Below are 13,524 nucleotides of genomic sequence, written 5' to 3' on the forward strand. Positions count from 1 at the left end.
ACGCTTGTTTGATGGTTTTGCGAGGCTCTGGAACAACCATCACAACCTGTAGGAGCTGCGGCACGCTGCGATCTTTTGACCTTGTTTTTAAAGATCAAAAGATCGCAGCGTGCCGCAGCTCCTACACAGGCTATTCGGTGGCCAGTTGTCCGTCCCAGCCGCCACCCAGCGCCGCAATCAACTGCACGCTGGCAATCAGGCGACTCTGCAGAATGTTCAGCACAGTCCGCTCGTTGCTCAGCGCCGTGGCTTGCACCACAACCACATCGATGTAGGCAATCAACCCGGCCTTGTACTGGTTCTGGGTCAGGCGCAGCGAGTCGCGTGCAGCATCCAGTGCTTCCTGACGCACCGCCGCCTCGTCTTCATACACCTTCAGTTGCACCAGATAGTTTTCCACTTCGCGGAAGCCGTCGAGCACGGTCTGGCGGTACTTGGCAACGGTTTGGTCATACACCGCCTCGGTACGGTCAACCTCGGCCGAACGAATACCACCGTCGAATATCGGCAAATCCAGTTTCGGCCCGACCGACCAGAAACGGTTCGGCAGCGTTAAAAGATTTTTCGAGGTACTGCTGCTGTAGCCGCCGCTCATGCTTAAGGTCAGATCGGGGTAGTACGCCGCTTTGGCCACACCGATATTGGCGTTGGCGGCGATCACCGAACGCTCCGCCGAGGCAATGTCCGGGCGGCGTTCCAGTAGCTGCGACGGCAGGCTCAGGGGAATCTGCGGCAGATTCGGAATGTTCTGGGTTTCAGCGATGCTGAATTCGGCCGGCGCCTGCCCGGTGAGCACGGCGATGGCATTTTCAAACTGCGCCCGCTGCCAGATCAGGTCGACCAGATCGGCCTGGGTGGTTTTCAACTGGGTCTGCGCCTGCGCCACCGCATCACGCCCGGAAATCCCCGCGCGGTACTGGTTCTGGGTCATTTGCAGGGATTTTTCGTAGGCCGCGACGGTGGCTTCGAGCAGGCGTTTCTGCTGGTCGATAACTCGCAGTTGCAAGTAATTCTGCACCAGCTCCGACTGCTGGCTCAGGCGCATCGCGGCCAGATCGGCGAAGCTCGCCTGGGCGCTGGCCTCGTTGGCTTCCAGACCTCGGCGCAACTTGCCCCAGATATCCGCTTCCCAACTCACGCCCAACTGCGCGTTGTAGGTGTCGCGAATGCCGCTGGCGGAACTGCTCAGGCTCGAACTGCTGCTGCCGGTGCCCTGGCTGGAGCGGGTCTTGCCCACGCTCAGGTCGACACTGGGATAAAACGCTCCACGGGCGCTACGCACCAAGGCCTGGGCCTGACGAAACTGCGCTTCGGATTGCGCGACGGTCTGGTTGGAACTGTTGAGTTTTTCGATCAGGCCATTGAGTTGCTGATCGCCGTACAACTCCCACCAGGCGCCGCGCGCCAGCGAATCGCTCGGATTGGCCTGACGCCAGCCCTTGGCCTCCTTGTATTGCGCGACCTCGGCGGTCTGCGGACGCTGATAGTCCGGGCCCACAGCGCAGGCACTGAGCATCGCCACGCACAGTGACAGACTCAACAGGCGCGAGCCGCGCGCAGTGGCCAGATTGAGAAGCGAACGGTCAGTCATAGCGGAGTTTCCAGAGCGGCGTCAGTACGCACGCCACGCCACTTGTTGAAGCGGTGGCGCAGCTTGTCGAGATAGAGGTAAACCACAGGCGTGGTGTAAAGGGTCAGGACCTGGCTGAAGATCAGGCCGCCGATGATGGTCAGGCCCAACGGCTGGCGCATTTCTGCGCCTTCCGCGCGGCCGAGCAGCAACGGCAAGGCGCCGAGGATCGCCGCCAGGGTGGTCATCAGAATCGGCCGCAGCCGTTGCAGGCAAGCGCTGCGGATCGACTCCAGCGGCGACAGGCCTTGATGGCGTTCCAGTTGCAGCGCCAGGTCGATCATCAGGATCGCGTTTTTCTTCACCACCCCGATCAGCAGGAACAATCCGAGCAGGGAGATCAGGCTGAACTCGCCGCCCAGCGCATAGATCGACAACAGCGCACCGACCCCGGCCGAGGGCAAGGTCGAGAGAATCGTCAGCGGGTGAATGTAGCTTTCATACAGCACACCGAGCACCAGATACACCGCCAGCAGCGCACCGAGGATCATGAATGGCTGACTCTTCTGCGTGGCGGCAAAGGCATCGGCGGTGCCGGCCATTTTCGCGATCACGTCTTCCGGCAGACCGACCTTGGCAATCGCCCGCTCGATCGCAGCACTGCCCTGCTCCACGGTCACGCCTTCAGCCATGTCGAACGCGATGCTTTCGGAGGCGAACTGGCCTTCGTGGCTGACGCGGTCGTCTTCCAGGCTGTTTTCATAATGGGCGATGGTCGACAACGGAATCCGCGCACCGTCAGCGGTAATCACCTGCACCTGATTGAGCGTCACCGGATCCTGCGCGTATTTCGGATTGACCTCCATCACCACCTGATACTGGTTGAGGCTGTCGTAGATCGTCGAAATCTGCCGCTGGCTGTAGGCGTTGTTCAACACCGCCGTGACCATGTTCATGTCGACCCCGAGGCGCTTGGCCTGATCGCGGTCGACAATCAACGTCACCTGCTGCGCGCCGCGCCCCTCGCGGGCATCAATGGCGGTCAGCTCCGGCAGTGCGCGCAGCGCGGTCACCACTTTCGGGTACCACTCGCGCAACGCCCCCAGATCGCCGCTTTGCAGGATGTAGCTGTATTGCGAGGTGGTCTGCTCGCGACCACCGCCGAATTGCAGATCCTGATCGGCCATCAGCATCAACTGGGCGCCGGGCACCTTGGGCATTTCCTTGCGCAGGCGCTCGATGACTTTCTGCGCCGACAGGTTGCGCTCCTTGATCGGCTTCAGGCGTACCAGCATGAACGCGTTGTTGGTGCCGTTGGTGCCGCCGATGAACCCGGCGACGCTTTCCACTGCTTCGTCCTTGAGCACGGCGCGGCGGAAGGTTTCCATTTTCGGTTGCATCACGCTGAACGACAGACCGTCGTCACCCCGGACGAAACCGATCAACTGGCCGGTGTCCTGCTGCGGCATGAACGTCTTCGGCACCACCACGTACAGCGCGACGTTGACCCCGACCGTAATGATCAGGCTGAGCAAAGTCAGACGGCGGTGGCGCAGCACCCAGTCGAGGCTGGTCGCGTATTTGCCGACCATCCAGTCGTTGGCGCGGCGGCTGCAGCGTTGCAGGCGGTTTTCCTGGCCCGGCGTGTGCGGCTTGAGCCAGCGGGCGCAGAGCATTGGCGTCAGGGTCAGCGAGACCACCAGCGAGACCACGATGGCTGCTGCCAGGGTGATGGAAAACTCACGGAACAGGCTCTCGACAATCCCGCCCATGAACAGGATCGACAGGAACACCGCCACCAGCGACACGTTCATCGACAGCAAGGTGAAACCGACTTCCTTGGCCCCGAGGTAGGCAGCCTGCATCGGTTTGACGCCTTCGTCGATGTGCCGGGAGATGTTCTCCAGCACCACGATGGCATCGTCCACCACCAGTCCGGTAGCCAGAATCAGCGCCATCAGCGACAAGTTGTTCAGCGAGAAGCCATAGAGGTACATCACCGCAAAGGTGCCGACCAGCGACACCGGCACTGCCAGCGTCGGAATCAGCGAGGCGCGGAAATTCCCGAGAAACAGGAACACCACCAGAATCACCAGCGCCACGGCGATCAGCAGGGTCATTTCCGCTTCGTGCAGCGTGGCCTTGATCACCGGCGAGCGGTCCATCGCCAGGTTCAGTTTGACGCTGGCCGGCAGCACCGCTTGCAACGCCGGCAACTGCGCCTTGATCTCGTTGACCGTCTCGATGATGTTGGCACCGGCCTGACGGTTGATCACCAGCAGTACCGCCGCGTCATCGTTGAAGAAGCCGCTGTTGTAACGGTCTTCGACGCCGTCGCTGACCTTGGCCACGTCCTTCAGGCGCAGGGCCGCGCCGTCCTTGTAATGGATGATCAGCGACTCGTAATCCTTGGCTTTCTCCAACTGGTCGTTGGCCTGGATCTGCCACAGGCGCTCGCCGTCTTCGACCGAGCCCTTGGGCCGGCGCACGTTGGCCCCGGCGATGGTCTTGCGCACATCGTCGAGCGCCACGCCGTACTGGTTAAGCGCCTGCGGTTCAAGTTCGATGCGCACCGCCGGCAGCGAACTGCCGCCGATCTGCACTTCACCGACACCCTGCACCTGGGACAGGCTCTGGGAGAGGATGGTCGAGGCCAGGTCATAGAGCTGGCCTTTTTCCAGCACATCCGAGGTCAGCGACAGCACCATGATCGGCGCCTGCGACGGGTTGACCTTCTTGTAGGTCGGCATGCTGCGCATCCCGCTCGGCAACAGGTTGCGTGAAGCGTTGATCGCCGCCTGCACTTCCCGCGCCGCGCCGTTGATATCACGGTCGAGGTCAAATTGTAGAATGACCCGGGTCGAACCCTGGCTGGAGCGGCTGCTCATGGTGTTGACGCCGGCAATCGCCCCGAACGAGCGCTCCAGCGGCGTCGCCACCGTGGACGCCATCACCTCGGGACTGGCGCCGGGCAGACTGGCCTGGACCACGATCACCGGGAAATCCATTTGCGGCAGCGGCGACACCGGCAACAGACCGAAACTGACACCGCCCAGCAGCATGATCGCCAGACTCAGGAGCATGGTCGCGACCGGGCGCTTGATGAAAGGACCGGAGAGGTTCATTGACCGCAATCCCCAACATCACACCAGTCCCTTGTGGGAGCGGGCTTGCTCGCGAATACGGTCTGACATTCAACATTCATGTCGCCTGATACAGCGCTTTCGCGAGCATGCCCGCTCCCACAGGGGGAATGTGTCCAGACAGTCATACCGGTACCTCTTCGGCATTGGTTTTGCCAAAGCGCCGACCGAGACGGTCGAAGTACAGATAGATCACCGGCGTGGTGAACAGGGTCAGCACCTGGCTCACCAGCAGACCGCCGACCATCACCAGACCCAGTGGCTGACGCAACTCAGCCCCGGAACCGGTGGCGAGCATCAACGGCACGGCGCCGAACAACGCTGCCAGAGTGGTCATCAGAATCGGCCGGAAGCGCAGCAGCGCCGCCTGATAGATCGCCTGCTCCGGCGCCATGCCCTGGGTGCGTTCGGCGTCGAGGGCGAAGTCGATCATCATGATCGCGTTTTTCTTGACGATACCGATCAACAGGATGATGCCGATGATTGCGATCATGCCCAGATCATTGCCACTGAGCAGCAACGCGAGCAAGGCACCCACCGCCGCCGACGGCAGGGTCGACAGGATGGTGATCGGGTGAATGTAACTTTCGTAAAGCACGCCGAGCACGATGTACATGGTCACCACCGCCGCCAGAATCAGCAGCAAGGTGCTCGACAGCGACGCCTGGAACGCTTCGGCCGCGCCCTGAAACTGGGTCTGCACGCCAATCGGCATGCCGATGTCCTTCTGCACCTGATCGATGATGTCCACCGCATGTCCCAGCGCCACACCGGGCGCCAGGTTGAACGACATCATCACCGCCGGGAACTGGCCGATGTGGGTGATCGCCAGTTGCGCCTGACGCTCCTCGACATGGGCCAGGCTCGACAGGCGCACCTGTGCACCGTCGGTGGTCTTGACGTGAATCTGATCCAGTGCCGCCGGCCCGATCTTCTCCCCGGCCTGCGCCTGCAGCACCACGCGGTACTGGCTGGCCTGGGTGTAAATGGTCGAGATCTGCCGCTGGCCGAAGGCGTCATACAGCGCGTCGGTGATGTTCTGCACCGAAACGCCAAGGCGCGAGGCCGCGTCACGGTCGATCACCAGATAGACCTGCAGGCCCTTGTCCTGCAAGTCACTGGCTACGTCGGTCAACTCCGGACGCTGGGCCAAGGCCTCGACCAGACGCCCGCTCCACTGACTGAGCAATTCTGCATCCGGCGAAGACATGCTGAACTGGTACTGGGTCCGGCTGACCCGATCCTCGATGGTCAAATCCTGCACCGGCTGCATGAACAGGCGGATGCCGACCAGCTTGTCCAGTTGCGGTTGCAGGCGCGCGATCACTTCGGTGGCGCTCAGGTCACGCTGGCCGTGGGGCTTGAGGTTGATCAGCAGGCGACCGCTGTTGAGCGTGGCGTTGTCGCCGTCGACACCGATGTAGGACGACAGGCTTTCAACCGCCGGATCTTCAAGAATCACCTTGGCCAGCGCCTGCTGACGCTCACCCATGGCGGCGAAGGAAATCGACTGCGGCGCCTCGGAAATGCCCTGAATCACCCCGGTGTCCTGCACCGGGAAGAAGCCCTTGGGCACCACCATATAAAGGAACACGGTCAGCGCGAGCGTACCGATGGCCACCAACAGGGTCAGCGGCTGGTGTTTGAGCACCCATTGCAACTTGCGCCCGTACGCGGCGATCATCCAGTCGATGACCGCGCCACTGGCCCGGTAGAAGCGGCCCTGTTCGTGGGCCTCCGGCTCACGCTTGAGCAAGCGCGCGCACATCATCGGCGTCAGGGTCAGCGAGACCACCAGCGAAATAAGGATCGCCACCGCCAGAGTGATGGCGAACTCGCGAAACAGCCGCCCGACCACGTCGGCCATGAACAGCAGCGGAATCAGTACCGCAATCAGTGACAGGGTCAGGGAGATCAGGGTGAAGCCGATCTGCTTCGCGCCTTTGAGCGCCGCCTGCAGCGGGCTGTCCCCTTCTTCAATGAAACGCGCGATGTTCTCCAGCATCACAATCGCATCGTCGACCACAAAACCGGTGGCGATGGTCAGCGCCATCAAGGTCAGGTTGTTGACCGAGAAGCCGGCCAGGTACATCACGCCAAACGTACCGATCAGCGACAGCGGCACCGCAACCGACGGGATGATCGTCGCGCTGGCACGCCGCAGAAACAGGAACGTCACCATCACCACCAATGCAATGGCGATCAGCAGTTCGTGCTGCACGTCAGTGACCGAGGCGCGGATGGTCTGGGTGCGGTCGGTGAGCACGGTGACGTCAAGGCCGGCCGGCAGGTTGTCGGTGATGCTCGGCAGCAAGGCCTTGATCCGGTCGACCACCTCGATCACGTTGGCGCCCGGTTGACGCTGGATGTTCAGCAACACTGCCTGATTCTGATTGGCCCACGCGGCGAGACGTTCGTTCTCCGCGCCGTCGACGATTTCCGCCACATCCTTCAGACGCAGCGGCGCGCCGTTCTTGTAGGCGAGGATCAGGTTGGCGTAGTCCTTGGGCGACGTCAGTTGGTCGTTAGCGTCGAGCATCGAGACCCGGGTCGGGCCGTCGAAGTTACCTTTCGGCTGGTTGACATTGGACGCGCCGATCAGGGTGCGCACGTCTTCCAGGTTCAGGCTGTTCGCCGCGAGGGCTTCCGGGTTGACCTTGATCCGCACCGCCTGCCGCTGACCGCCGGCAATGCTGACCATGCCGACGCCGCTGATCTGGGCGATCTTCTGCGCCATGCGCGTATCGACCAGATCATTGAGCTTGGGCAGGAGCATGGTTTTCGAGGTGATCGCCAGGGTCAGCACCGGGGTATCCGCCGGGTTGACCTTGTTGTACACCGGCGGCGCCGGCAGGTCGGTCGGCAGCAAGTTGGTCGCGGCGTTGATCGCGGCTTGCACCTGCTGTTCGGCGACGTCCATGTTGATGTCGAGGCTGAAGCGCAGGGTCAGCACCGAAGCGCCGCCGGAGCTGGTCGAGGCCATTTGCGTCAGGCCCGGCATCTGCCCGAACTGACGTTCGAGCGGCGCGGTGACGGCACTGGTCATCACGTCCGGACTGGCGCCGGGGTACAGGGTCATGACGCGAATGGTCGGATAATCGACCTGCGGCAATGCCGAGACCGGCAGCAGGCGATAAGCAATCAGGCCGGCCAGAACAATGGCCAGCATGCTCAGGGTGGTGGCTACCGGACGGAGGATGAACAGCCGCGAAATGTTCATGCGCCCTTCTTGGCCTTGTCAGCCGCGGCGGCGTCCGGTGCACTGGCGGCGGGTTTGCCCTGCAGGTGCCCGGTCGGGGTTGTCGGCACGTCATTGCTGTCGTTGACCACTTCCACTTCGCTGCCTTCCTTCAGGCGGTCGGTGCCTTCCAGCACCACGCGATCGCCCGCGGCGAGGCCTTCGGTGACCACGGTGTTGGTACCGTCACTGGCGCCAATCTTCAGTTGGCGGATGGTGACTTTCTTGTCGCCGTCCAATGCGTAAACGAATGTGCCGTTGGTGCCGAACTGAATCGCCGCCGACGGTGCGAGTACCACGCCTTTCAAGGTATCGGCCAGCAGATGGACGTTGACGAACTGATTGGGGAACAGCGACTGGTCGCGGTTATCGTAACGGGCCTTGAATTTCAGGGTGCCAGTGGCGACGTCGATCTGGTTATCGAGACTTTGCAGCACGCCGCTGGCCTGGATCTTGGTATCGCCGCGATCCCATGCCTCGGCCGGCAGTCTGGCGCCGCTGTGGTAGCGCGCCAATACGGTTTCGAGACTGTTTTCCGGCAGGGTGAAGACCACGCTGATCGGTTGGGTCTGAGTGATGACCGCAAGGAACGTGGTGTCGTTGGCCGCGACGAGGTTGCCGACGTCGACCTGACGCAGACCGACGCGACCGGCAATCGGTGCGCGGATCTTGGTGAATTCGAGATTGAGCTTGGCGTCGTTGACCGCCGCCTGATTGGTCTTGACCGTGCCCAGGTACTGGCCGACCAGCGCTTCGGCAGTGTCCAGGGTCTGCTTGGCGATGCTGTCTTCCTTGTACAGGCCGCGATAACGCTCGACGTCGACCTGTGCGTTTTTCAACTGTGCCTGATTCTGCAGCAAGGTGCCTTCAGCCTGGAGCAAGGCGTTCTGGTACGGACGCGGATCGATCTCTGCCAGCAGGTCGCCGGCCTTGACCATCTGCCCTTCCTCGAAATTGATCTTCACCAGTTCACCGCCGACCCGGCTGCGCACGTTGATGGTGTTGAGCGCAGTCACCGTGCCCAGTGCCTTGTAATACAGCGGGAAGTCGCCCGTGACCGCCGGCGCCACACGCACCGGAATCGGCCCGGCCGCGCCGCCGAAGCCCGGCCGCATCATTCCTGAACGTCCGGCATGGCCGCTCGCAGCCTTGTCGGCGCCCTCCTTGTGGGCCGAACCGGCGGGCCAGAATTTCCAGCACAAAACGGCGATGACCAACAGGACGAGCAGGCTGATCAGCCAGCGACGGGAATTGCGAGGGGACGATTGCATGGATTGATTAACCATTGGGCGCGTGGGCTTCTTTTACGGGAGGCTGAACGATAAGCACTGATCGGATTTAAGCAAAGCAGCTTTACCGGCAATTTACCTTCAACTTACGTTTCAAGGTGTGAGGCAAAACACTGATACACAAATGAAAACGGCCTGGACAGGGCCAGGCCGTTAACAATTGTAAAAGCGCTTATTTCAGAACGGCGAGTGCTGCGTCGTAGTTCGGCTCTTCAGCGATTTCCTTGACCAGTTCGCTGTGCAGGACGTTGTCGTTCTCGTCCAGCACTACCACGGCACGGGCGGTCAGGCCTTTGAGCGGGCCGTCAGCGATGGCTACGCCGTAGTTTTCGATGAATTCGGCACCGCGCAGGGTCGACAGGTTCTGCACGTTTTCCAGACCTTCGGCGCCGCAGAAGCGTGCCTGAGCGAATGGCAGGTCAGCCGAGATGCACAGCACCACGGTGTTGGCCAGTTCGTTGGCCTGAGCGTTGAACTTGCGTACCGAAGTGGCGCAGGTCGGGGTATCAACGCTTGGGAAGATGTTCAGCACTTTGCGCTTGCCAGCGAAGCTCGCCAGGGTGACGTCGGACAGATTGCCGGCAACCAGGGAAAAGGCTGGCGCCTTGGAACCGGCTTGTGGCAACTGGCCGTTGACTTGAACCGGGTTGCCTTTGAGGGTGACTTGAGCCATGACTTTAGTCCTTCTTAACGTGGTGATTGAGCATGCAAGAGGCCGAAGTTAACCACGAAATTGTCCGACGACCTATGCCCTGACTGAAAATTGTCAGGGGCCTGCGCAGAAAATTGTATACAACCCAAGCCCCCCTGTAGGAGCTGCCGCAGGCTGCGATCTTTTGACTTTATCTTTTCATCAAGATCAAAAGATCGCAGCTTCGTTTCACCGACAGCTAAAAGAATGGGTCAGTCGGGCATGGATCGGATGATGTCGGCTAGATCATCCTTGGTTATTTCATTGGCCTTGATAGCAGCGGCAATATCGGTTTTGGAGAGCGGAAACCGTTTGAAAATTTCTTTCAAGGTTTCCTCATCAACATTGGCCAGCCAGAGCGGATCTATAAATGAACCGCCATACTCAGGCTTCATGGGTACTTCTTCGTGTGCAATTGCACCTTTATGATTGAGATACACCACATAACGGTCATGCCCTTCAGGAAAGCTTTTATCGTGATAAAGGGTAGTACCCAAAGGCAGGACATAGTAATTCTCGTCACCATTTGGCCCTTCAATCAGCAACGGTTCTTTAGTTTTGATCATTTTCATATTGTGCCCCTTCGCAATATCGCCAAAAATCAGAAAAGCCAAAAAAATCGCATTGACGGATAAAACTGCCACCAGCCATAGGCCAAGACGTCTATTTGTAAACATTTTTCTTATCATAGGGGGCCTCGGTATTCGCTTCGAGCATGGCTTGTAAATCCGCAGGCATGAAAATACCGTCCTTCGGACTACTTTGCGTACGCGCTGCCTGTCTTTCGATAAAAGAAAGACCTCGCATCTCATTGAATTTCGCCGGGTTCTGCACAATTGACTTTCCCGAAACCTTTGCTCCTGCGATTGTCACGGTTGTGCAATTATTCGTGGTCGGATGATAGTTCGATGGCAAGACATACCGAGCTGATGAGGCAGTCTTTTTTCGCTGTTCTTTTTGCTGGGCGACAATACCGTCGAAATGAGCGATCACAGCCTCGGCTTTTGCATTTTCCAAAAAATAAACAAAACCTGTTGTTGTACGCCCCAAACTGTTTTCACCAGAGATATACGCTTTGAAGGACGTCCAGACGTTCAACACGCCTTCGCCCTCGCTATCGAACGTGCCCCAGGTTTTTCCATAGCGACCAAAGTCATAAGTAATGTCTTTGCTACCGACCACCACGTGTAAAGCAGCGTGCCCGAAAGGATGTTCTTCTTTATCGCGGGTGTAGGGACCACCCACCAGCACTTCCATATACGCACCGGATACGACCACCTGATTGGTTTTCGTGGTTTTCCCTGATGCGCCTGTATTTTTTGCTGCCTGGGTTGTGCTGGTAGTTTTAGTAGACTGAACCATTAAAGATGTTCCGTATCTTCAAGTTTCGGAAACTTTATGCTGCAACTCCCCCTGGGAATATTTGCAACATGCACAAAGCCATTTTCGTCGAGGACGCCAGTCATCAAGGTTCCATCGGGAAGCGTCAATTCATACGCCTCGTTGGCTACAGGTTCATCTCTTTCATTAAGCAACTGAAACTCGACGAACGTCTTTTCTTTCAGAAACTGCGAGAAGAAGCTGGCGGGAGCACTACCAGAATCACCGACGAAGGTGTCGGGTGATCCAGCAGTAATCGTCGCTCCACATGCCGTTTGGGAACCGACATGGGCAACGTCCTTTCCCAATCCAAAAACATGGGGGGCGCCCGTTGTTATGGGATTACTGCCGTGAATCGGGCAGGAATAGATATCTCCTACCAAAGCTACGGGAGTCGAGTTAACAAAAATAGGACTTGATCCAGTGCTGATATTTCCACCATGACTACCTGGATCTCCGAGCCTTGCGACTGGCTTTCCTGCCATCGTTTCTCTCCATTGAATATCACGACCTGCGGATGTTACCCGATCTTGTTTTGGAAAACAGGGTATCCATGGCACCTGCGGACTGGATAGAAAATACAACCGGCTAGAGTCTTTTTTGGTTGGTCGTTGACCGTTCCAACGCGCGGTAAAGGAATGTAACAAGAGAGCTCTGTGCGCCAACTCACGAATCTGACGCAGAGCCTCAAGGGCTTCATTGCTTTGCTGCGCGCGGGAAGGGTCATGATCAATCAGTCTTTAAGTTCTACGTGATCCAGTGCTTGATTTACCGCTAACTCCCCCAGCATGACGACCTGAGCAATGCCCAGTGCTGTTTTGCGCTGGGAGGTTTCCAGCGAGGCAGCGAAGTTGATGAGCATCTCGCTGGCCGAGCCGAGTGTTTCGCTGGCGTTGGCTAAAAGAGATTCGGTGTTGAACCTGGGATTGGCGAGGTACATGGACCCCGGCTCGTTGGCGCTAGACATGATACGGGCGGCGGGATTGAGGTAGTAGTCGAGGGCGCGGTCGGCGGCTTCGTGGAGTTTTTTACTGTCGACTGAGGCGTAAGGGGTTGTGGTGTCGGCGCCTGATTCTGGGGGGTTGGGTGTTGGTTTTTTCATGGTGTAACTCCACTGAATAGTCGGAGCTGCCCCCTTCGGTTTCCGGACGAAGAGGTGGCAGCTGTACGCAGGTTGGAAACCCGGGCAGCGGCGACCCGGACGACCCGAAGGTCCCCCGCGCACAGCCGCCATAACGGAGTGCACACATTCGAAGTGCGCAAGGATACGTTATGAAAGGCGTGTACGCGCCACTAATACCCATCGGGGTTTCCAGTCCCGGTCGCTGAATTGGCAGCGACGAACACAGGCTAGAGACCCTACGTCCGACGGACAACCTGAAAACCTTGTGGGAACGTTCCGCAAAATCGAAACAACGTTTAAACATCCTGAATTGAAATACGCACGGGGAGCTGCCGCAGGCTGCGATCTTTTGATGTTGGTTTTTAACGACAAGATCAAAAGATCGTCCGATCGCGGCCCGAGCCTGCGGCAGCTCCTACATTGGCAGTTGCAGTGTGTCGGATTGCGTTTGTTAAAACGCCGGACTGCATCTTTTATTCAGAGACCTGTCGATTCACGCCCTGCCCGCTCGACTATGCAGTGAATCGCCCCATTCCCTGGAGACATCACCATGCGATTCATGATCCTTGTCAAAGCCAGCGCCGACTCCGAAGCCGGCATCATGCCCAGTGAAGAGCTGATCACCGCCATGGGCAACTTCAACGAAGAACTGGTCAAGGCCGGCATCCTCATCGACGGCAATGGCCTGCACCCGAGCAGCAAAGGCGTCCGCGTGCATTTCTCCGGCGCCCAGCGCAGCGTCATCGACGGCCCGTTCATCGAGACCAAGGAGCTGGTGGCCGGGTACTGGATCTGGGAAGTCAAATCGAAGGAAGAAGCCATCGAATGGGTCAAGCGCTGCCCGAACCCGATGCCGGGCGACTCTGATATCGAAATCCGCCAGATCTTCTCTGCCGAGGATTTCGGCGCCGAGTTCACGCCTGAGGCGCGGGCGCAGGAAGAGCGTGTTCGCGAGCAAGCGAAGAAAAACCTGTAATCCCTGCCCCCTGTAGGAGCTGCCAAAGGCTGCGATCTTTTGATCTGGCTTTTAAAAAATCAAAGTCAAAAGATCGTCCGATCGCGGCCCGAGCCTGCGGCTGCTCCTACAAAG

At 59.1% G+C, this 13,524-nt stretch carries 10 protein-coding genes; 1 reads left to right on the top strand and 9 read right to left on the bottom strand.

The features are described 5' to 3' along the window. Nucleotides 1-130 precede the first annotated feature (130 nt). From J1G18_RS22535 to J1G18_RS22575, 9 genes are all read right to left on the bottom strand, one after another. A complete protein-coding gene (locus J1G18_RS22535; RefSeq protein WP_139054519.1) occupies nucleotides 131-1,591 on the bottom strand; it encodes an efflux transporter outer membrane subunit in 1,461 nt (486 codons plus the stop codon). Then, entirely contained in the window at nucleotides 1,588-4,695 is a 3,108-nt protein-coding gene (locus tag J1G18_RS22540; RefSeq protein WP_223008515.1) for an efflux RND transporter permease subunit, read from the bottom strand. The genes J1G18_RS22535 and J1G18_RS22540 overlap by 4 nt, the downstream gene beginning before the upstream one ends. 142 nt (nucleotides 4,696-4,837) lie before the next feature. Continuing rightward, nucleotides 4,838-7,933, bottom strand: coding sequence for an MdtB/MuxB family multidrug efflux RND transporter permease subunit (locus J1G18_RS22545; RefSeq protein ID WP_223008517.1), 3,096 nt, complete (start codon nucleotides 7,931-7,933; stop codon nucleotides 4,838-4,840). Continuing rightward, nucleotides 7,930-9,237, bottom strand: coding sequence for an MdtA/MuxA family multidrug efflux RND transporter periplasmic adaptor subunit (locus J1G18_RS22550; protein ID WP_135295701.1), 1,308 nt, complete (start codon nucleotides 9,235-9,237; stop codon nucleotides 7,930-7,932). Before J1G18_RS22550 ends, J1G18_RS22545 begins: the two co-directional genes overlap by 4 nt. A 175-nt stretch (nucleotides 9,238-9,412) precedes the next feature. Next, the gene (gene tpx, locus J1G18_RS22555) at nucleotides 9,413-9,913 is read right to left on the bottom strand and encodes a thiol peroxidase (RefSeq protein WP_003224497.1); all 501 of its coding nucleotides are present in this window, start codon (nucleotides 9,911-9,913) and stop codon (nucleotides 9,413-9,415) included. 230 nt (nucleotides 9,914-10,143) lie between these two features. Further along, nucleotides 10,144-10,608: a hypothetical protein gene (locus J1G18_RS22560; RefSeq protein ID WP_236645243.1), complete on the bottom strand. Its 465-nt coding sequence runs from the start codon at nucleotides 10,606-10,608 to the stop codon at nucleotides 10,144-10,146. Beyond that, on the bottom strand, nucleotides 10,595-11,293 hold the full coding sequence (locus tag J1G18_RS22565) for a hypothetical protein (protein ID WP_123587948.1): 699 nt from the start codon (nucleotides 11,291-11,293) through the stop codon (nucleotides 10,595-10,597). The genes J1G18_RS22560 and J1G18_RS22565 overlap by 14 nt, the downstream gene beginning before the upstream one ends. Continuing rightward, nucleotides 11,293-11,796, bottom strand: a complete 504-nt coding sequence (locus tag J1G18_RS22570) for a PAAR domain-containing protein (protein WP_096797341.1) — start codon at nucleotides 11,794-11,796, stop codon at nucleotides 11,293-11,295. The genes J1G18_RS22565 and J1G18_RS22570 overlap by 1 nt, the downstream gene beginning before the upstream one ends. A gap of 248 nt (nucleotides 11,797-12,044) precedes the next feature. Next, entirely contained in the window at nucleotides 12,045-12,413 is a 369-nt protein-coding gene (locus J1G18_RS22575) for a DUF6124 family protein (protein WP_139054515.1), read from the bottom strand. Between the two features lie 571 nt (nucleotides 12,414-12,984). Here J1G18_RS22575 and J1G18_RS22580 point away from each other — a divergent pair. Next, nucleotides 12,985-13,410: a YciI family protein gene (locus J1G18_RS22580; RefSeq protein ID WP_047602197.1), complete on the top strand. Its 426-nt coding sequence runs from the start codon at nucleotides 12,985-12,987 to the stop codon at nucleotides 13,408-13,410. Nucleotides 13,411-13,524 lie beyond the last annotated feature (114 nt).

The organism is Pseudomonas sp. MIS38, assembly GCF_019891575.1.
Lineage (GTDB): Bacteria > Pseudomonadota > Gammaproteobacteria > Pseudomonadales > Pseudomonadaceae > Aquipseudomonas > Aquipseudomonas putida_A.